This window comes from Thalassoroseus pseudoceratinae, assembly GCF_011634775.1.
In the GTDB taxonomy this organism is placed as follows: domain Bacteria; phylum Planctomycetota; class Planctomycetia; order Planctomycetales; family Planctomycetaceae; genus Thalassoroseus; species Thalassoroseus pseudoceratinae.
On the sequence record NZ_JAALXT010000003.1, the window covers coordinates 558552 to 578752 of the forward strand.

The 20201-nt window shown below is 54.7% G+C and carries 15 protein-coding genes; 5 read left to right on the forward strand and 10 right to left on the reverse strand.

The window, feature by feature from the left end:
- Positions 1 to 13: 13 nt before the first annotated feature.
- From trxA to G6R38_RS12240, 3 genes are read right to left on the reverse strand one after another with little or no spacing between them, the layout of a single operon-like run.
- Positions 14 to 895: a thioredoxin gene (gene trxA / locus G6R38_RS12230; protein ID WP_166825253.1), complete on the reverse strand. Its 882-nt coding sequence runs from the start codon at positions 893 to 895 to the stop codon at positions 14 to 16.
- Positions 896 to 932: 37 nt separating this feature from the next.
- Positions 933 to 3860 (reverse strand): phosphoribosylformylglycinamidine synthase subunit PurL, encoded by a 2928-nt coding sequence (purL, locus tag G6R38_RS12235; RefSeq protein ID WP_166825256.1) that lies wholly within the window; start codon positions 3858 to 3860, stop codon positions 933 to 935.
- 34 nt (positions 3861 to 3894) lie between these two features.
- Positions 3895 to 4752 (reverse strand): prephenate dehydrogenase, encoded by an 858-nt coding sequence (locus G6R38_RS12240; protein ID WP_166825261.1) that lies wholly within the window; start codon positions 4750 to 4752, stop codon positions 3895 to 3897.
- Between the two features lie 155 nt (positions 4753 to 4907).
- Between G6R38_RS12240 and G6R38_RS12245 the strand changes: the two genes are divergently transcribed.
- The 4 genes from G6R38_RS12245 (at position 4908) to G6R38_RS12260 (ending at position 11097) form a co-directional block, all read left to right on the forward strand.
- On the forward strand, positions 4908 to 5891 hold the full coding sequence (locus tag G6R38_RS12245; protein ID WP_166825266.1) for an aldose 1-epimerase: 984 nt from the start codon (positions 4908 to 4910) through the stop codon (positions 5889 to 5891).
- A 66-nt stretch (positions 5892 to 5957) separates the two neighbouring features.
- Positions 5958 to 8843: a HEAT repeat domain-containing protein gene (locus G6R38_RS12250; RefSeq protein ID WP_166825269.1), complete on the forward strand. Its 2886-nt coding sequence runs from the start codon at positions 5958 to 5960 to the stop codon at positions 8841 to 8843.
- 11 nt (positions 8844 to 8854) lie between these two features.
- Entirely contained in the window at positions 8855 to 9655 is an 801-nt protein-coding gene (locus G6R38_RS12255; RefSeq protein WP_166825272.1) for a hypothetical protein, read from the forward strand.
- Between the two features lie 11 nt (positions 9656 to 9666).
- Entirely contained in the window at positions 9667 to 11097 is a 1431-nt protein-coding gene (locus tag G6R38_RS12260; RefSeq protein WP_166825275.1) for a sulfatase family protein, read from the forward strand.
- A gap of 5 nt (positions 11098 to 11102) precedes the next feature.
- Here the strand turns inward: G6R38_RS12260 and G6R38_RS12265 are convergent, their stop codons facing one another.
- From G6R38_RS12265 to G6R38_RS12280, 4 genes are all read right to left on the reverse strand, one after another.
- Positions 11103 to 11615: a hypothetical protein gene (locus G6R38_RS12265; RefSeq protein ID WP_166825278.1), complete on the reverse strand. Its 513-nt coding sequence runs from the start codon at positions 11613 to 11615 to the stop codon at positions 11103 to 11105.
- Positions 11612 to 12535: an NAD(P)H-binding protein gene (locus tag G6R38_RS12270; RefSeq protein WP_166825281.1), complete on the reverse strand. Its 924-nt coding sequence runs from the start codon at positions 12533 to 12535 to the stop codon at positions 11612 to 11614. Before G6R38_RS12270 ends, G6R38_RS12265 begins: the two co-directional genes overlap by 4 nt.
- 71 nt (positions 12536 to 12606) lie before the next feature.
- Positions 12607 to 14232, reverse strand: coding sequence for a calcineurin-like phosphoesterase C-terminal domain-containing protein (locus G6R38_RS12275; protein WP_166825284.1), 1626 nt, complete (start codon positions 14230 to 14232; stop codon positions 12607 to 12609).
- A gap of 197 nt (positions 14233 to 14429) precedes the next feature.
- Positions 14430 to 15221 carry a phosphatase PAP2 family protein gene (locus G6R38_RS12280; protein ID WP_166825287.1) on the reverse strand — a complete coding sequence of 264 codons (792 nt, stop codon included), beginning with the start codon at positions 15219 to 15221 and terminating at the stop codon, positions 14430 to 14432.
- A gap of 217 nt (positions 15222 to 15438) precedes the next feature.
- On the opposite strand from G6R38_RS12280, the gene G6R38_RS12285 reads away from it, so the two are divergent.
- Positions 15439 to 17655, forward strand: coding sequence for a hypothetical protein (locus G6R38_RS12285; RefSeq protein WP_166825290.1), 2217 nt, complete (start codon positions 15439 to 15441; stop codon positions 17653 to 17655).
- Position 17656: 1 nt separating this feature from the next.
- Here the strand turns inward: G6R38_RS12285 and pyrH are convergent, their stop codons facing one another.
- From pyrH to rpsB, 3 genes are all read right to left on the reverse strand, one after another.
- Positions 17657 to 18415, reverse strand: coding sequence for a UMP kinase (pyrH, locus tag G6R38_RS12290; protein ID WP_166825293.1), 759 nt, complete (start codon positions 18413 to 18415; stop codon positions 17657 to 17659).
- A 75-nt stretch (positions 18416 to 18490) separates the two neighbouring features.
- Positions 18491 to 19327, reverse strand: a complete 837-nt coding sequence (tsf, locus tag G6R38_RS12295; protein ID WP_166825296.1) for a translation elongation factor Ts — start codon at positions 19325 to 19327, stop codon at positions 18491 to 18493.
- Between the two features lie 106 nt (positions 19328 to 19433).
- Positions 19434 to 20171 carry a 30S ribosomal protein S2 gene (rpsB, locus tag G6R38_RS12300; RefSeq protein ID WP_166825299.1) on the reverse strand — a complete coding sequence of 246 codons (738 nt, stop codon included), beginning with the start codon at positions 20169 to 20171 and terminating at the stop codon, positions 19434 to 19436.
- Positions 20172 to 20201: the final 30 nt, after the last annotated feature.

Sequence of the window (20201 nt, forward strand, 5' to 3'; positions counted from 1 at the left end):
GCCGACGTATGTCCTAATACAACGCTGTGGCCAATTTGCGACGATATTCCGTAACCAACGGTGAGCCAGCACCGACAAAGTCGAACATCTTCAGCATGCTTTCCCGAGCATCCTGACCGATCCCGTCACGATCGCTGTGAATGACCTCCAGGCAGATCTTCATTGCCTCTTCGAACTGCTTGTGTGCTGCCAGCGTCTCGGCGAGTTGCAATTGCAATTTGAGATCGTCGGGTTTTTCCGCAACGGCGGATCGGAGTTCCGTGATGTCACCGGCTTCCTCGGCCGATGCTCGTAGTTCCAATGCCGACTTAATTTGTTGGGCTTCCGGTTCTAGAAAACCACGCTTTTCCAAATCGTCAATGATTCGCCGGGCTTCGTCGTCTTTCTCTTGTTGCGCCAGTACGCCCGCCAACGCAACCCGAATGGCGTCGTTGTCTGGTTCGAGCGAGAGTGCTTCACGGAAGGACTGCTCGGCAGCAAGTGGATCGCTCTCGGACAACTCTTGACCACGTCGCAGCAACTCCTGCGTTGGCGAAGGCCCCAAACCTTGCAACCAAGCTTTGAGTTCGGTTTCGTCTTTCACCCCCACGAATTGGTCAGCCAATTGACCATCTTTCAGTGCAAAGACGGCCGGGATGGAACTGACGCGGAATGCCTGGGCGAGTTCCTGGTGTTCGTCGATGTTGACCTTTACCAGCAGAAACTGACCGCCACCTTCGGTTGCTAATTTTTCCAACACCGGCCCCAACGCTCGGCAGGGCTGACACCACGGCGCCCAGAAGTCGATCACAACCGGGAGTTCGTGGGAGCGGTCGACAATCTCTGTTTGCACGTCCGCGGGCGGCGTTTCCAAAATCCACGATGACGATGAATCGCTAAACGAGTCGGATGACATGGGTTCTCAATCTTCAGGATGTGCGGGGACGATGTCTCTAGTTCCAGGCCAACGGTTGTTTCCAACTCTGCTTGAGAGCTGCTAGCGTTCCGTCGATCAAAACATGATCGGAACCTTGCCCAGCCCGGACAACAACTCGATCACTTTCGGTCACGGATCCGACGCGAACACAGGGAAGACCCTGGAAGTGCGATTGGAAATCGGTCTCGCGATCGGCAGGAACTTCCACCAGCAACCGAGAGTTACTTTCCGAGAACAACAATTCCACCGAATCGGCCAGGCCGGTCTGCTGCGATAGTTCGCTTAGGTCGGCTTCTACCCCGAGACCACCAGCGAAAGCCATCTCCGCGAGTGCAACCGCCAAACCGCCTTCACTCAAGTCATGACCGGAACGGACAAGGCCGTTTCGATTGGCTTGGTAGTAGCCGTTATAAATCCTCGTGGCCAACTCGGCATCGAGTTTGGGAACTGCACCGCCGGTTTGTTCACTAACGAGAGCAAAGTGGCTGCCGCCCAATTCCGGTTTGGTTTCCCCAAGCAGATAAAGAGCGTTGCCGGCGGCTTTCAGATCCATCGTGACCGCTTGGTGAACGTCTTCCATTTGTCCTAGAGCACTGATGAGCAGCGACGATGGAATCGCGACGGTTTGCTTGTTACCAGTCTCGTCTTGGAAGGAGAATTCGTTGTTCAAGCTGTCCTTGCCGCTGATGAATGGCGTACCGTAAGCAACGGCAAAGTCGTGACAAGCAAGAGCGGCCCGTACGAGACTCCCAAGCGTTTCCGCCCGTTCGGTATTGCCCCAACAGAAGTTGTCGAGAATCGCGATTTGGTTGGGATCGGCTCCCGCGACGATGCAATTTCGGATCGCTTCGTCAATGGCAGCGGCGGCCATCCAATAGGGGTCGGCATCGCCGAAGCACGGGTTCATTCCACATGCAATGACCAACCCGCGATTGGAGGTCATCAGCGGACGAACCACGGCGGCGTCGGATGGGCCATCGTTTTGAACACCGACCAAAGGCTTCACCACGCTGCCCGCCAGCACTTCGTGATCGTACTGCCGAATGATCCATTCTTTGCTGCACACATTGAGCGAACCAAGAATCTGGTGCAAATACCCCGTCCAGTCGTTGCTTTCGACGGAGACGGTGTTCTGCCAATCCGAAGTTTTCGGGGCTTCATAAATGGCGTCTCTCACAACCGGCGGGCGACCGTCGTGGAGAAACTCCATGGTCAAGTCGGCGACTTGGGTGTCGTGATATTTGAGAATCAGCCGTTCGGTTTCGGTGAACTTTCCGATGATCGTCGCTTCGACACCTTCGGACTCACAGAGGGCATGCAGCTCGTCCCAATTTTCCGGCGGGACGGCGAGAACCATCCGCTCTTGGGCTTCACTGATCCAAATCTCGGTGTATGACAGACCGGCGTATTTGAGTGGTGCTTTTTCCAGCCAGACCTCCGCACCGGTTTTCTCGCCCATCTCACCGACGGCACTCGAGAATCCACCAGCCCCGCAATCGGTGATGGACGAATACAGATTACGATCGCGAGCGGCGAGGATGACATCCATCACCATTTTTTCGACAACAGGGTTACCGATTTGCACGGCTCCGCCGGAAAGCGTTTCACTCTCCTCCGTGAGTTCTGCCGATGAGAACGTCGCCCCGTGAATGCCGTCACGCCCGGTACGTCCACCGACGGCGACGATGTAATCACCCGGTTGCAAGCGTTTCTCGCACTTGTCGACCGGAATCATCGCCACGTTTCCACAATAAACGAGCGGATTCCCTAGGTAGCGATCGTCAAAGTAGACAGCTCCATTGACGGTTGGAATCCCCATCCGGTTACCATAATCGCGGACACCGGCGACGACACCTTGCATCACCACTTTCGGGTGCAATACTCCGGGAGGCAAACTTTCGGACGGGGTATCTGGCGGTGCGAAGCAAAAGACATCGGTATTGCAAACGGGGCGTGCTCCGAGACCGGTCCCGAGTGGATCGCGAATCACGCCCCCCAACCCCGTGTTGGCTCCGCCATACGGTTCCAGAGCCGACGGGTGATTGTGCGTTTCCACTTTGAAACACACGTTCTCTTCATCATTGAATTTGACGATGCCCGCGTTGTCCTCGAACACACTCACGCACCAATCGTCGTTGCCGAGGCGTTTGCGGATCGTTTGCGTGGCTTCGAAAATGGTCTCTTTCAACATGTTGTTGAACGATTTTTCCCCGTTCTCGTCGCGATAGCGAATCCGACCGGCGAGTGTTTTGTGCGAACAGTGTTCGCTCCAAGTTTGGGCGACGGTTTCCAATTCGATGTCGGTCGGGTCACGATCAATGCTGATGAAGTGATCGCGGATCGTCTGCATTTCGGTCAAGCTCAGATAGAGCTGGCCGTGTTTGCTAAGGTGTATAAGTGCGTCGTCGTCCATCTCGCGGATAGCGACGGTTTTCAGTTCGAAGCGATAGTCGCTGTCGATCGCAAGTCCGTCGAGTTGCAGCGGTCCCCAGATGAATCGTTCGATGGCGTCATTGGAGAGCAGCTTCGCAGCGAGGCGATCGCGATCGGACGGCGTAGCGTCGTCGTTCAAGGTATACCGGCGACACGTGGCGACGGCATCGATGGAAAGTTGCAAATCGGCGAGTGCCGCCGCAGCGGTTCGGGCGACGTTGTCGGTCACCCCCGGTTTGAGCAACACATTCAAGACGGATTCCGAATGTGCCGAGACCGGCTGCCCGTCGATCTGACGGATCGTCCACGTCTCCACGACCGGATCGGCCAGCAATTCGGACGCGGCTCGTTGAACATCAGCGTCGCTCAAATCGCCTTCCAAGAGGAACGAGCGAGCGGTGTTGATGCGGTTGACGCTGGCGAGCCCAAAGTCACGCGCATCAGCGAGGACACGTTCGGCTTCGCGGTCAGTTTGCCCAGCGGCGGGGCGAATTTCAATTTCCCAAAGCATGGAAGATCGGCTTATGTTGAGGGGTGAAAGGTAATCAATCGGTGTTTATCGAATCTCGGATGTTTTTGGCTTGGGCGAGTTGTCGAGTCAGTTCAGTGGCATCGGACGTCTCGATGGCTTGGCGAAACTTCCGCCAAGTTTCTTCGAATCGATCGCACGCTGCGAGGACCGGCCCTTGGTTTTGAAGCAGAATGGCTGTCCACAACTCCGCGTCACCGGCGGCAATGCGGGTGGTGTCGGCGAACCCGGTGGATGTCAAATTGGCCCAGTCCATTGGCAAACACCCGGCGAGAACAGATGCCATTAAATGCGGCAAATGACTCGTCTGTGCCAGGGCGGCATCGTGTTCCGCAGGTGACATTCGCAGCGTTCGCATTCCGATCGAACGCCAGAACTGCTCGATGAAATCCACACTCGAGTCTGCTGAGTTCTCAGTCGGCGTGACGATGCAAACTCGATCAACAAACAGATCCGGTTCGGCGTACTCAAAACCGCGTTTCTCAGACCCGGCGAGTGGATGTGATCCCACGAAGCGACCGAGTGCGTCGGCATCGAGGGTGTTACAAATTAGTTCTTTCACGCTGCCCGCATCGGTAAACACGGCGTTCGCGTTCGCGGTTTCGCTGGCGTGGAAGACGTCTTTGGGAATGCGATCGACTGGCGTGCAAAAAACGTAGAGATCGGCTTGAACCTGAGCGGAATCCGTGGCGAATTCATCGATCAAACCCGCGTCAACGGCCGATTCGAGTCGGTTCGCGTTCCGACCAATTCCGACAATGCGTCCCCGATGGCCGCGCGACTTCAACGCAGCAGCGATCGAACCTCCAATGAGGCCAACGCCCACGATTGCCGTCGTCGTGTCGGGTGTGAATTGAGCCGGTTGCTGTGACATAACGCCGCTATTGTAAGCAGCCCACGATTTCCACGCCAGCGGTGCGACGCGGTTGAGGAAAAGTGACCCAAATGTTCCCAGTTGACGCTTGAATGTCTTCGCGGCCGGCGAGAGGATAACAGGGTGACATCCCCAGCTTTAATCGGAATTTTCCTATGAATGTGGTCACGATCACCGACGCTCAAACTCAATCGACCGCGAAAATTGCCGTGGATTTCGGCTTCAACTGTTTCGAGTATCAAGCGCGTTTCGATCGACAAACGGTCGATGTGCTCGATGCCGGTCCCGAATTCATCGCCGGTGAGGGGCGCCCCAGCGGGCACGGAATTCCACTTCTGTTTCCATTTCCCAACCGGATTCACGGCAGTGAGTTCGAGTGGGACAGCCAAACGTACCGCATGAGTGCCGACGACGTGGGCGTCGATCCGAACGGTCATGCGATCCACGGTTTCTGCTTGGATCGGCCATGGCGAGTCGTAGAGCAGGGCGGCGATTATGTGATCGGTGAATTTCAACTCTCCAAGGACGCTCCGGAACGGCGACCGTTGTGGCCGACGGATTTCGTGATCCGCGTTCGATACAGTGTGGCCGACGGACCGCTTCGTGGCGAAGTCACCATTTCCAACCCAGATGAAAAACCATTGCCCTGGGGATTCGGCACGCATCCTTACTTCAAACTTCCGTTGTCGCCGGCGAGTGAACCGTCCCGATGTTTGATTGAATCGCCGGTCACGCAAATGTGGATGACCGATCATTGCCTTCCGACTGGCGAACGCGGACCAATCCCAGAAGAGAAGGCATTGAAGGAGGGGGCGTATTTCGATGTGCTCAAGCTCGACGATGTTTATACTGGGTTGGAGATGGACTCGAACGGACTCATCAGCGTGATCTACGACGAAACCGCCGGGTTGCAAGTGGCGCAGCGATGTGACCCTGTGTTCCGCGAGTTGGTGGCGTTCACCCCACCGGGGCGAGCTGCAATCTGCTTAGAACCATACACTTGCGTCACGGACGCCATCAATTTGGACCATGCGAACAGTCATTGTGAAACCGGGACCGACGCCGGTTTGCAAGTGCTCGAAGCAGGCGAGCAAACGCAGTTCTGGTTCGAAATTTCGGCCGGTCCCGTGTTGGCTTAGTTCGGGAGAAACGGAAGAACGGTGTAAAATCATGCAGCGGTTTTCGGCTTCAACCGTGTATCTTCGATGGGAACGCGCTATAATGGCGAAGATATCAAACGCGGCGATCGGCCAAGGCATTCCCCGCGTTTGTTCCGCAAAATCGTGCTGGAGAAAGTAGACGTGTCGAAGTTACTCCTCACAGGTCTCGCATTTCTGTGCGGGTGTTTTACGTTCGCTGATAGATACGCAGTTGCACAAAGCCCATTTGGCAATTCGCCGTCTTCACAGCGTCCGTCTGCCGAAGGCACAACGAGTGAGGCTTCAGCCGAGAAAAAACAAAAGTCCAAACTTGAACTGACGTTGGAATCGTTTCGTCAGATGGACGATGAATTGGTGCGGTTGAAACTGAAACCGCAACCCACACCAACCGACAAACCTGGCATCTACATCGTCCCCGATGTGCCCTACGTTGGATATCACTACACCAGCAAGAACGGGAAATCGGTTCGAACTCGGTACGTGGCATTCGAACTGCTCATTGCCAATACGACGGAAAAAGAATTGAAACTCGTCCGTGACGAAATCGAGTTTTCCGCGGACACGCAGTTTTATCCACTGACCGACTTAGAAGGGTTTCCAAGCTACGGTTATTCCATCGGTAATGAGTATCGCAGTTTGCAGAAGATGCTCATGCCGGAGACACTAAAGATTCCCCCCGGAGAGGTTGCCGCCGCTGGTATGGTCTTTCATGGAATGCCATTTGGTGGCGGCATTCCGACGATGCATCTCACGTTGAAATTGAATGGTCAGCAGCGGACGTTGGACATCAATCGGCTGTTCCGTGGGAAACTCCGTCTCGAAACCGCCCGAATGGGGCCGTATGAATGTCTGGGCATCTTGACGATTCATGGCGACCTCAATGGCATCAGTCTCGGAACGGTGGTCGAGGAACTCGACCGCTTGACCGAAGACAAAGTGGCTCGCGTGGTGCTTGAATGGAAAGACGACACACCATCGCTCGAAAGCAACTTAGTGAATTGGCTGAATTATTCTCTCGGGCAGGTTGGCCAGACCAATTCATCACGACACAACAGCTATCCGCAATTCCCGTCGTTGCCGACGTCGCTGCGAGTGGTTCATGTGGCGAATCTACCAAAACGAAATCGCGGTAGCATTTCATCCACGGTCAACCCTTTGTATCACGAGACCAAAGCCGATGCCGTTGTCGCGGCACTTCAATCCGCGTACGCGAAGTTGCCGACCGAAGAATTGCTGGACAGCTTGCGTTCCAATGATCCCATTCTCCAAGCCGCCGCTCTCCGTGGTGGCGGGGATCGGTTGCCGGAAAGTGAATTGCCGATCTTGCTGAAACTTTCAGAGTCGAAGATGGAACCACTGCAAGAGTCCGCAATTGCTGCATTGGCGAGTCATGGTCACGAACGAGCGATTCAAAAACTCCGCAGCATTGTGGCGGACTCGAAGAATGCTCATCGAGTGATCGCGATCGAGGCGTTAGCGACATCGCGTTTTGCCTCGGCTCAAGTGGTATTGAAATCGTTGTTGGAGAATGGTGACGAAGAAACACAGCGAGCGATTGTCGACGTGCTCGCGAAATATCCAGCTCCGATTTGGGGCGAAGCGATTTACAAGTTCGCTCAGGAGTTCAACACCGATGTGGGCCGCTCCGCACTCAGAGCCTTGACGCGTTTGGGGCATCCCAAGTTGGAGGGATTGCTTCGCAAGGCCCTCGACGAAGGTGATGAGAAAACTCAGCCGATCGCCTTGGAACTTCTGGCGTCGTCGCACTCCGACGCAAACAGCGAGCAGATCGCGTTGGAGTTTTTGCTCAAGCAGCTTGAGGAATTCAAGTTGAATTCGCGCATGACGCAGATTCTCAGCCGAACAAAGGATCGTCGGGCGATTCCTTTGCTACTCAAATATATCGACAAGCATGAAACCAATCGGCAGAGTGCAATTCAGCTTCTCGGGCAAATCGGCGATCGCGAAGTTGCGCGGCAGATTGCGGATCGTTTCGAGAAGTTCAACGTGAACGAGAAACAATCCGCCCTGACGAGTCTTCAACGCTTACAGTCCGATCGGCTTCTCGATTGCGCGGAGATTGTTCTGAAGGATTCCAAGGCGGGAAATCTTCACCGAACACTGTGTGACATCCTGCGACGTGAGGGCAGCCATCGAGCAGTTAAGTTGCTCGCCGAGGCATTGGAACAAGACACCATCGAACAGCTTTGGGAACCCGCGTCGCAAGCACTTTGGCAACATGGTTCGCGGACGGCTCGCGTGGCACTCGAACAGGCGAGTCATTCGAAAAAAGAGAAAAAGCGAACTGCCGCCACCCGGGCATTGAAGTACCTTCGGGACCGTTCACCCGCCTATCGGTACGTTCGTCAGGCTCAGCATTACGTGACTCAGAAGAAGTACGAAGAAGCGGTGGCCCAATACGGGATTGCCTTGGCCATCGATGAAGATTTGGTCGCCGCCTACACCGGACGAGGCAATGTCCGGCTGACGCAGAAGAAATACAAGCAGGCCTTCGCCAACTTCGAGAAGGCCGTCGAGTTGGATCCGACCGATTCCGATGCAGTTATTGGACAAGCTGTGGCCATGATTCATCTGGGGCAAGTCGATGATTCTCTCAAGTTCTTGGAACTTGCGGAAAAGAAAAACAAAGTTGGCGAAGATCGAAAAGAAGTGCATCTCTACAATACGGCCTGCGTCTACAGTTTGGCCGTCGAGAAGTGGTTGGCCGATGCGAAGGATTCCCAGGAACCGACCGACGATCGCAAAATTGAACTCCATCGAAATCGTGCACTCGCGACATTGAAATCCGCGGTGGAAAAAGGATTCCGCGACGCTCAGCAAATCCAAGACGATGCGGATTTGAAAGCGATTCGTGACACCCAGGAGTTCGATGCGATTTTGAAATCCATCAATAACCCGCCTCAGTCCTGACAGGCTTGCGTGTGAACGACCGGCAACCTCCACAGGGAGGACTCCGATTCGAGTATAACGGGGTGTTCCTCCCGGAATATCTTTCTACCGTCTTGATCTCGATTCCGATCTCCACGCTGTTTCTTGCAACTCCCCAACTTGGTGGACTCAAGAACTGGTTGCAAAGCCCGCACGTGCCCATCGCGTGTGGTTTATACACGCTCATTGCGTTGGCCCTTCTGATCCAGACGATCTATTCCCGGTTGTTCCGCTATCACGATGTTCAATTTCTTCCTCAAGAAGACGGACGGGTGCTGCTCTATGCAGGCTTGCGGACTTTCGATCTCGATGAAGTCGATTCGGCGAAAGAATCGATCGGGCGAATGTACGGGAGAACGGTTCGGCTGGTTGAAGTCTCCGATGGTCGCGGATGGCCGGTGCCGGTTTCCGAATGTCTGTTCCATTACGAGCAGTTCAAATTGACGCTGGCCAGCCTGATTCGCGGGCGGATCGAAACCGACCCCGTGCTGACCGAATCGTTGCAGAAAAAAGTCGGAGACGCGTGGGCCGAACGCCGCAAGCTCTTTCCACCGGCTACAACTGCCGCTCAATTCGCGGGACGATTCGGTTGGCGGCTCATCTGCTTGCTGCCGGTGGCGTTCATGGATTTGCTGATCAACACGTTTTCGGTCATCATTCTTAACGGCCTCAAACGCGAAGAGTGGATGGTGTACTCGGCACCATTGAGCTTGTTGCTCTCATGCTTGGTGGCTCGCTACGTTTACTTTTATCTCTTCACAAGCACCGTCCTCAATCGGCCCCTCGAAACGTAAAGGCAGCGACGATGAAACGCTCGAAGTCTGTCCTGTTTGCACTTTGTCTCGGTCTACTCGGTTTTGTGGGAACCCTTGTCGGAGACGAACGGCCGAACTTTCTGATCATCATGGCAGATGATTGCACGTACAACGATTTGCCAATTTACGGCGGACAGAACGCGAAAACTCCGAACCTGGATGCGTTGGCGAAGCGAGGTCTCACGTTCAACCAGGCTTATCTCGCGACTGCCATGTGTCAGCCATGTCGGGCGGAGTTGTTCACCGGTCAATATCCATTGCGCAATGGGTGTTCCTGGAATCATTCCGCGAGTCGGCCGACCACGAAGAGTCTCCCGCATTTTCTGCGGCGATTGGGCTATCGCGTGGGTATTGCCGGGAAAGTGCATGTCAAACCGGCGGCTGCATTCCCGTTCGATCCGGTTGGCGGGTTCGATCCGAATTGTGTCCGCCAGCCGACTCGTACACATGACTTGGGCCCGGTTCGAGATTACATCTCGGCGGACAAACACGAGACGCCGTTTTGCCTGACGATTGCCTTGGTCGAACCGCACGTGCCCTGGGTCATGGGCGACGCGTCGCAGTACCCCCCGAAGAAAATCCGCTTACCCAAAAACATTGCCGATACACCGGAAACGCGAAAACACTATGCCGACTATCTCGCGGAAATCACGTATATGGATGAGCAAGTCGGTGAGATTTTGACATGCCTGGAGGACTCCGGGAACGCTGAGAACACGCTCGTTCTTTTTACGTCAGAGCAAGGTTCGCAATTTCCGGGTTGCAAGTGGACCAACTGGAACACCGGTGTTCATACTGCTCTGATCGCAAGCTGGCGTGGACATGTTGCGAGCGGGGAACGGACGAATGCGTTGGTGCAATACGCTGATATCGCTCCGACTCTGATTGAACTTGCCGGTGGCGAACCGGTGGCCGATTGCGATGGTCAAAGTTTTGCAAACGTGCTGCTCGGTCAATCGAAAAACCACCGAGATTTCGTCTACGGGGCCCACAACAATCTTCCAGAAGGGCCACGATATCCGATTCGGTCGGTGACGGATGGTCGTTATCACTATATCCGCAATCTTCTACCGGATGAAATTTACATCGAACGGCATCTCATGGGGGGCGGGCGGTTGAACAACCCCTATTGGGCTACGTGGGTTGGAGCGAATCCGGTGCAGCGACCGGATGTCTACGAGCTGACCCGTCGTTACATAAGACGGCCCGCCGAGGAACTGTACGATACGGCGAACGATCCCTTCGAGATGAAAAATCTTATCGATTCTTCGGAACTCTCGACAACTCGCGATACGCTACGGGCTGAACTGGATTCTTGGATGAAGTCTCTTGGCGACCCGGGAGCTGCGGTTGATACCGTGGATGCACTGCAGGCCGCTCGGCGTGGCGAACACTTGCACGGACCGGAAACTGGGAAGTAATTTCGTCAGTCGGCCGATGAGTCTTCCGCGTTCAGAAATGCGTCGACAGCAGCGGCTCGACGATAGGTTTGCAACGTCTCCAAATGCTTCTCGGACTGCTGCTGAAAGTAGCCGGACGAAATCCCGTCCAACCGTTGGTCGGCATCGGTGAGAACGTTGAGCGTGTCCCACAATGCAATCCGCTCGCAAGCGGTTGCGATGAGGCCTTCCAGTTCCGTGACGCGGCTGAGCGGGGAATAACTCCAGACGGAACCGTTGAGTTTCAGGCGACCGACTTTCTCGGCAATCCAAGCCGCGCTCGATTTGATCCGACCTCCCAGTCCGCCGGAACAACCGAATCGGGTGCGGACATCGTTCGCCGTCGTCTGCTGAGCAGCGACGTCGCTCTCAAGCTCATCGAGAAACGTTCGCAGCGGACCACCCGGCTGACTGCTACGACAACGCACAATAAGCTGCAGCTCACCATTCATCAGGGCGAGATGATCATTGAGGTAGATGCCGAGCGTTTGCTTGTTCATGATGATACTGCGTCTTGCTCTTGCGAATCTGCGATCGCTGCCTCGACGGCTTCCTGAATTGACATCGGACGAATATCAAATTCCGCGAGAGCCGATTGGTCTCGAACAATGGTCGGGTTTCGTAACCCTTCGATCAAATGCCGACCGACTTCCGCAGACGTCGGTGTGACCAATCCCAACCACCAACTCGAAAGCCGGGGGGTCAACAATGGGACGGAAACCATCACTCGCGTTAATCCCTTTTGTTTGGCGTACTCACGAATGAGTTGGCCATACGTGACGACGTCTCGACCGCCAACTTCAAAGACTCGACTGCCGTCCGACGGGTACGTGATTGCTGCCATGAGATAATCCAGCATATCGTTCACGGCGATCGGTTGTGTACGGGTGGCCAACCACTTTGGGCAGACCATAATGGGCAGACGCTCCGTCAAAGACTTCACAAGGTCGAATGATAGGCTGCCGTTTCCGATCACGACCGAAGCACGGAATTCGATGGTTTCCACGCCCGAATTCCGTAAGATTTCCCCGACTTCTTGTCGACTGCGAAGATGCGGCGATAGATTCGGGTCCGAGGATTCGCCCAGTCCACCCATGTAGATGATGCGTCGGACACCCGCTGCTTCGGCGGCAGAGGCAAAATTCTGGGCCGCTTGGCGATCTTTCTTTTCAAAATCGCCAGACGCGCCCATCAAGTGCACGAGATAAAACGCGACATCGACGTCCGCAAGTGCTTCATCGAGAGACGAACGATCCAGAACATTTCCAGAAGCAATTTCGGTCGTGTCCGAAAGATCTCCTTCGAGTTTCTCTGGACTACGAGCGAGACAGCGAATCCGACACCCTTGATTTTGCAATCGCGTTAGCAATTTGCCACCGATGTATCCCGTTGAACCGGTGAGCAAGATTCGATGAGGCATCGGTTCGCTGTGTTGGGGGCCCTCCTGGTTTTCCATAGGAATCGCTCTACTCGCTGTTGTCGTCTCAGTAATTACTCACTGACTGATTCGGACTGGATGACTCGGAACAAACGCCGACTTTCAAAGGTGCGGCCGTTCGCTTCGGTCGCACGGACTTCCAGCACGTGCAGTCCTGGTTCCAGATTGGCAGGCAAAGTCGATTTCCACAAGTGAGTCGAGTTTTTCGGCTTGGGCATGTCTCGCCAGTTCTTCGCCGGCAACAGCTTTTCGTTCTCGTAAGTCTCAACGTACTTGGGATCACGCTCCGCGGTATGCGTCATGATGTTCCATGGCCGCTCGGTGCGGTTAGCCGAACCAGGTCGTGTGCAAACTCGTAGTTCCACCTTCGTTTTTTTCGAACCATTGAAAACGTTTGCAAAGACGTCGGTTTTGGAAAGCTTTGCCGTTTCGACGCTCTCCGGTGCGTGGATTTGCATTTGATAATTTGCCGACCGCCCCGCTGCACGGAACTCGAATTCGTATGATTGACCATTGAAGGTCACAATCGAGTAACCGTTCGGAGCCCCATCCGCCATTTGCGTGTGTGGAATGCCACGTTCGTCTTTCGCACCGCTCCACCAACTTCCAGAGACAGTCACGTTGACCACGTGATGGTGCGGCTTGGGGCCACGCCAGCCGTCTTTGCCATCGATGTAGACATGGCGGTGGATGTGTTCGTGGGCGGAAATCGACATGGAGAACGGACGTTGCTCGATGAGCCGATACAATTCGTGACGGTCGCGGACGTTGACCAACGGAATATGCATCATCAGCACCACGAGTTGGTCATCCGGGATCAACTCTAAGTCTTTGCGGATGAACTCCATCTGTGCAGCACCCAACCCACCCCGGTACCGTCCGCGTCCATTGCCTTCGATGATCCATTCGATGTCATCGAGGACAAGGAAGTGAACCGGGCCGTAATCGAACGAGTAGTATGACGGTCCAAACACCCGTTCGAAGGTTTCGTCGCTTTGCCGATCGTGTCGGGCATCGTAGTTGATATCGTGATTGCCAATCACGTTGTACCACGGAATTCCCAACACGGCGATTGCTTGTGCCTGCGATTCGAACAGCGAAAGGTTGTCGAAAGTGATATCGCCCAGCGTGACACCGAATGCGGCATTCGTTCCAACGAGTTCCTCGATCACGTCGTGCGTGATGAAATCCACTTCCTCTTGGTTCCGTGGTTGTGGATCACCAAACATGATGGCTTGGAATTCCTCGGGTTCGTCTTGGGGATACAACGGGAAGTCGATCGATTCCGGCAACGGCCCGGTTGGTTCGACACCAGGGAATTTGGACTTCGGGGACCCCTTCGGCTTATGGATGTAATAGAACCGCGGCAGATTGTCCTCGGATAGCGGAGTTCTCCAGCTACGTGGTTTGACCACGAACACGATCGTATCTTGACCAACCGGCAATTCGTATCGTCCGTGTTCGTCCGTCTTGACGATGTCCCGGCCATTGGAAACACGGATGTCCGCCAAGGTTTTTTCGCCCTCATCGTACGATCCGTTCATGTTTTCGTCGTGGAAAACAACGCCGCGGGCTTTCTGAACGGGTTCATTCTCGGACTTCGGCTCCGATTGGGCCACGCCTCCCACGAATGCCATGACGGTGATCAATGGGACAATGAAAATCGCGACGAATCGCATTAGTTGCTGCCTTCCAAAAGAGAGAACTCACAAAACATTGACAGTCGTGAGGCATCAAAGAGACTCTGTGCTCGGCCTCACGTACCGACTGACATAACGCAACGCTTATACCATTCCATTCACGGTCGGAGCAAACAAGGCGGACAAGTCCATAGCGGTATTCAACGTTTTTTCATCGAATGGTGTCGAGCAACGATTCAGGAATCGCGGTGGGTTGGGTCAACAGACGTTGAGTTCATGCTCAAAATATCTGGAGTCTTGGGAGAGTCGCTCGCGGTTTCGGATTCGACGGTTCCTCGTTTCTGCAAGCGGCGGGCGATCATCCAGCACGTGAGCGCCCAAATCAAACCGGCCGCCCAACCTGCAAAGACATCGGTTGGATAGTGCACGCCGAGATAGACCCGGCTCACACCCACGATGATCGAGAGACTTGCGGCCACGACCAAAATGTAGATTTTCAATCGGGCTCGCGGCACAACCGTGGCCAGCAGCGTACCTAATGTCAGGTAGACAACCGCGGACATCATGGAGTGACCACTCGGGAAGCTGCTGGTTGACGTATGTGACAAGTGCGGGACAACATCAGGCCGAGGACGGGAGAACATCCACTTCAGGAGAAAACTCACACACATTCCTGATCCGGAAGCCAGAAGCAAAAAGATCGCCATGTGTTGTTTGCGGTCTAGCCACATGTATCCGGTAAGAACCAACGTGAAAAAGACGAGCCATGCCACGCCGCCCAACGCAGTGGCGTCCCGACCGGTTTCCTGAACCCATTTAGGGCCGATCGGTATGGATGGATCGTCCGCCTGACGCATTGCACGTACGATCTGCACATCGAAGGTTTCGGTGTCTCCCTCAATGACTTCCGACGCCAACGCGATAAAACTCCACGTTGCCATCAGAATCGAAAAGAACGCCAGAAGAACAACGGGTTCGCGTCCTCCCAACCACGTCGCTGCCGATCGAATCCATTTCAATATGATCATCGTGATCTCCTCTTTGTGGTTACGTTCTCTCGAACTTAATCACCCACCGCCAAAGTGCAACGGCTGGGCGAGGACGGATGTGGTGAAGTCCTGTCAATCCGATCTGGTGAAGATACCCTCAATTCGCCTAGAATCCCCGCATGGCTGAAGCAGGTCGATTCAGCCGATAGGCAACCTTACGACGCGATATTTTGCTTGGACTCGATCGAGGATTTCGATGCGATTTCTCACATTCACCGTCTTACTCTGCGTAGCACTCACAACAACGGGATGTTCTTCGAACTCCGATGAACCCACCGAAGTTCCTGAAAGCGTGTCGGGACGTTGGCTGCTTCGCATGATCGACCTCACCGAGAATGAGGGCTACGTGGATCGAGCCATCGCGTTGTTGGAGCTGAGTTCGTCCGAGAAAGAGCAGACCGCCAAAGTCTTGGAGGACACGCAATTCCTTCGAAAGATTACCGTGAAGAATCTCCAGCTTGGAGACACCGATGTCAGTTTCGATCTGGACGGTCGCGGGAAAATGATTCATTTCGAAGGCAAACGTGATGGTTCCACGATCAAGGGCAACGCCAGTTTCGGTGGTGTTCGCGTCGAACCCGCTTGGTTGGAGCTGACCGAGAATCGCGGTATCTACGACCGAGAGAAAACGCCCCCGTCCGAAGGCTTGGAGGAATACATCAAAGCCGAGCAAGCCGGCGAATCGCCGTTCGATGCGGCCTATCAATTTGCGAAGAAGTACCCGAAACGGCCATTGTCGATCATGGTTTACCGGCGATTGACCGGCACGCTGGATCAACAAGTTCTGTCTGACGAGAAGATGGAGAAGTTCGTTCAGAGTTATCTTGACGCTGCCGCCGAATGGGGCGAGCACATGCTGACAGCGGCGCAGTTGGATGTTGGTTGGGAACTGACGTTTCGTGCAAATCAACCGGAACTCGGAGTTCGATATCTGCGACGAGCCGACAAGAAACTGACTTCGAGTATGCGTGCGGTCGTCGGTGATGACATCGAAGCCGCGTTCCGCCGTGTCGATGCTCTTACGGCTTACGACAAGGCGTTGACGGGGGAACCTGGCGCGCTCGCGGAACTGCAAGCGATTCACGAAAAAGCTCCGCTGGAACCAATCCCGCTCTACACGGCAGCCGAGGCGGCGATGCAGCTGCAGGAAACCGACATTGCGTTGAAGCTGTATTCAAGACTGGCAACGTGGCCCGCGCTGCAAAATATGCTGTTCCGCGAGGACATCTGGAGTGCCGGCGATCGGCTTTTGCCGGAAAGTAAACTTCGTGAACTTTGGGTTCGCAAAAACCAGAACACGCGGGGGCTCGCGGAGTTTCAACGGCAGGTTTACCTGGCACTCATTGAGAAACTAGCGAACCAAGCCGGACCGAAATCCGAACGGAAGCCGGTCAAGAACCATCGCACGAGTGTAGTTGAGTACTTCACGGGCACGTCTTGTCTGCCCTGTATCGCGGGAGACATGGCTACAGCCGCCATCGAGCAAGAATTTCCTCGTGATGAAGTCATCGTGTTGCGTTATCACCAGCATGTGCCGAGTATCAATCCGCTAGCGACACTCCAATCGGCCCAGCGACTCAACGCCTATGTCGGTCGTGAAATGACGGTACCGTCACTCGCGATCAACGGCCGAATCGCAACGTTTCCCATCAAAGGATTCTTGACTCAGGCGGTCGATGTCATTCGACGTCTACGGGAGAATCTTGGACCGATTTCTCAAGAAGCGACAGACCTGCGGATTCGGCTGACGGCGGAATTGGATAGTGCCAAACGCATCCAAACGTCGGCCCAAGTGACGGGGTTTGATGACGACAATGCGGACGCCCTTCGGTTGGTGCTTGTATTGGCCGAAGACGAGATCGACTTCAACGCCGAGAATGGCATTCGCATTCATAATCTCATCGTGCGAAAAATGCTGAGCGGTGTCGGCGGAATGACGTTGGTGGCGGAAGAAGTGTCACCGATCGAACAACCAACTGTTGAAGAGTTGCGGTCGGAACTCCTCAAGGAGTTGGAGATCGCCGAAGGCCGAGCCGAGCAGTTGTTGGACGAAAAACCCATGCAACTGTCGTCGCTGTGGCTGGTTGGCTTCGTTCAGAATATCGAGACGATGGAAATTCTGAACGGGCACGCGATCCCGATTGAAGGGACGTCGGCAAGCCAAACGGTTGCTCAAGGCTCGACCGAGCAGCCATCTGTCGATCTTCCGCCACTTCCCGGCGGCACCGCGACTCCGCCGCCCAGTATTCCCCAGGCACCGGCTGCTGCCCGCGTCAAACGTCCGTTGTTCCCCGCGATTCCGAAACCCTCCGCGAACAACAAGGGCTCCAAAAAGCAAGCCCCGGCAATCGCCGAGGAGCCGAAAGCGTCCAGCAGTAAAGCGGGGCCGAAGTTGGTTGCTCCCGGACAGTGATTTAGTCCTTTTGAATGTCCTCGGATCGCAAGACCCGAGTACCGATGCGTTCTCCGGAGATCACCCGCTGGATGTTCCCTTCGCGTCCATAATTGAAGACGATGATCGGGATGTTGTGTTCCTTGCAGTGATGGATTGCTTGGGCGTCCATCACTTTGAGGTCTTGTTGAAGCACTTCGGTGTAGGAGATATCCGAGTAACGAACCGCATGCGGGTTCTTCTCAGGGTCATCCGAGAAAACGCCATCCACGCGAGTGGCCTTGAGAACCACGTCGGCATCCAGTTCTCGAGCACGCAGGGCAGCGGCGGTATCGGTGGTCACGAACGGGCTGCCAGTTCCGGCGGCCAAGATCACGACGCGACCTTTTTCCAGATGTCGAACGCAGCGTCGTCGAATAAACGGCTCGGCCACGTTTTGCATTGGGATTGCGGATTGAAGTCGCGTTGGAACTTCGAAACTCTCTAACGCATCTTGCAACGCCAGGCCATTGATGACGGTTGCCAACATGCCCATGTAGTGTGCGGTGGATTCGGCGACGATCGAATTCGTCTGCGAGAATTCGCCGCCACGAAGAATGTTTCCTCCACCGCAAACGATTGCCAGTTGGATGCCCTTCTCGACAACACCCTTGATTTGAGTGCAGATCGACTCAATTTCGCTCATACTGATGCCGCTGCCGTTCGAGCGACAAAAACTTTCGCCGCTGAGTTTCAGCAGCACCCGCTGATACGGACTTGATGACTGGGCTTCCTCGGGCATTGTTGGCTTCCTTTGCTGTCCGCGCGTAAAAACAACCGCAAGTGGAATGGCTTGCGGTTGGGATTTGTCGTTTGGTTATCCACTGACTCGGCTGGCATGGAATGTTTTGGCTTTGAGACCATGTTCTGCCAAGGCTTGACTGACCGTTTTGGTGTCTTCCTTAGCAAATGGTTGCCATTCCAGCACGCCTTGCTCAGCGTAGAACTTTTTCATTTGACCATCAACGATTTTCTCGATGATGTTCTCTGGCTTGCCAGTGGCTTTGGCTTCTTCGGACAACCGATTCTTTTCAGCCTCGACCACGGAAGCATCAACGTCTTCGACGGTGGTGTATTGCGGCCGCATCGCAGCGATGTGCATCGCGACATCGCGAAGGACCTCAGCGTTGGCCTTTTCGCCTGTTGCTTGGAACAACACGCCAGTTTTACCGTCGTGATGGACGTATGCGCCAACCGGACCCTCCACTCGGGCGACTCCGGAAACCACGATTTTCTCGCGGATCTTGTTGACCATTTCCTCGTAGACTTCGTTGAGCGTCTTGCCGTCAGCTCCGGGGGCCGGTTGCGAGAGCAATTCCTCGGCGGATGTTGCTCCCGGACCATTCAAGAGTTGCTCGACACACTGAGTTCCGAAGTTTTTGAGGTCTTCGCCACCAGCGACAGGAGCACTCTCGCACTGAATTTCGACCAACGCCCCGGCACTTCCGTCATCTTTGATAACGGTGAAGATTCGGCCTTCGGACGTCTCGTTGTCAGCGCGTTTGACTTTGACCTTCTCGTAACTGTCACGCAAAATTTGGATGGCTTTTTCCTCATCGCCATCGGCTTCGACCAACGCTTTTTTGCAGTCCATCATCGGCAAGTCGGTCTTTTCCCGCAGCGCTTTCACGGCGGCGGCGGTCACTTGAGGCATAGTCCCCGGTCTCCTTGGTCTTCGATTTTGTATTTCAGTATTTCTCAATCCGGCTGATGCCGGTGAATTCAAGTTCGTCTACCTGATTCGCTTGCTCAACACAGGATTAGAGGGAAGGAACCGGACGAGGTTCGTCTGCCTCTGATTTTGGCTTTTCAGCCTGTGGTCCTTTGCCCCGTTTGATCGAATCGGTCAGGTAATCCAGCATCAGACGGATGGATCGAATGCTGTCGTCGTTGCCGGGGATCGGCAAGTCGACGGTATCAGGATCGCTATCGGTATCGATGAGACCGACAATCTTCGCGCCGATGATGTGGGCTTCGCGGACTGCGTTCTTTTCCTTATTCGGATCGATCACAACCAAGGCTTCCGGCATACGATTCATATGCCGAATGCCGTTCAGGTTCCGATAGATCTTCTTGTACTCACGCATCAGCGTCGATTGCATCTTTTTCGAGTACGAAGCCAATTCACCGCTTTGCTCGAGTTGCTCCAACTCTTCCAAGCGTTGCAATCGTCCACGAATCGTACGGAAGTTCGTCAGTGTGCCACCGAGCCAGCGTTCGGTCACGTAGGGCATGCCGCAGGCTTCCGCTGCTTCACGGACTGGGTCGGCTGCTTGACGTTTCGTTCCGACGAACAGAACCAAACTGCCTTGGGCGGATACTTGCGAAAGATACTTCTGGGCTCGCAACAAGCCTCGGACGGTTTCTTTGATGTCGATGATGTGAATCAGGTTTCGGCGACCATAGATATAAGGTCGCATCTTGGGGTTCCAACGGCTTGTGCGGTGACCGTAGTGGACGCCTGATTCGAGGATGTCTTGGACGTTAATATCCGGCATGAGAAGTCTCTTTCTGTTCCCGTTGGGGAA

What these genes read in the sequence shown, in the direction of transcription:
- trxA (WP_166825253.1), bottom strand. Translation starts at nt 895, where the DNA reads ATGTCATCCGACTCGTTTAGCGATTCATCGTCATCGTGGATTTTGGAA.
- purL (WP_166825256.1), bottom strand. Translation starts at nt 3,860, where the DNA reads ATGCTTTGGGAAATTGAAATTCGCCCCGCCGCTGGGCAAACTGACCGC.
- G6R38_RS12240 (WP_166825261.1), bottom strand. Translation starts at nt 4,752, where the DNA reads ATGTCACAGCAACCGGCTCAATTCACACCCGACACGACGACGGCAATC.
- G6R38_RS12245 (WP_166825266.1), top strand. Translation starts at nt 4,908, where the DNA reads ATGAATGTGGTCACGATCACCGACGCTCAAACTCAATCGACCGCGAAA.
- G6R38_RS12250 (WP_166825269.1), top strand. Translation starts at nt 5,958, where the DNA reads ATGGGAACGCGCTATAATGGCGAAGATATCAAACGCGGCGATCGGCCA.
- G6R38_RS12260 (WP_166825275.1), top strand. Translation starts at nt 9,667, where the DNA reads ATGAAACGCTCGAAGTCTGTCCTGTTTGCACTTTGTCTCGGTCTACTC.
- G6R38_RS12265 (WP_166825278.1), bottom strand. Translation starts at nt 11,615, where the DNA reads ATGAACAAGCAAACGCTCGGCATCTACCTCAATGATCATCTCGCCCTG.
- G6R38_RS12270 (WP_166825281.1), bottom strand. Translation starts at nt 12,535, where the DNA reads ATGCCTCATCGAATCTTGCTCACCGGTTCAACGGGATACATCGGTGGC.
- G6R38_RS12275 (WP_166825284.1), bottom strand. Translation starts at nt 14,232, where the DNA reads ATGCGATTCGTCGCGATTTTCATTGTCCCATTGATCACCGTCATGGCA.
- G6R38_RS12280 (WP_166825287.1), bottom strand. Translation starts at nt 15,221, where the DNA reads ATGATCATATTGAAATGGATTCGATCGGCAGCGACGTGGTTGGGAGGA.
- G6R38_RS12285 (WP_166825290.1), top strand. Translation starts at nt 15,439, where the DNA reads ATGCGATTTCTCACATTCACCGTCTTACTCTGCGTAGCACTCACAACA.
- pyrH (WP_166825293.1), bottom strand. Translation starts at nt 18,415, where the DNA reads ATGCCCGAGGAAGCCCAGTCATCAAGTCCGTATCAGCGGGTGCTGCTG.
- tsf (WP_166825296.1), bottom strand. Translation starts at nt 19,327, where the DNA reads ATGCCTCAAGTGACCGCCGCCGCCGTGAAAGCGCTGCGGGAAAAGACC.
- rpsB (WP_166825299.1), bottom strand. Translation starts at nt 20,171, where the DNA reads ATGCCGGATATTAACGTCCAAGACATCCTCGAATCAGGCGTCCACTAC.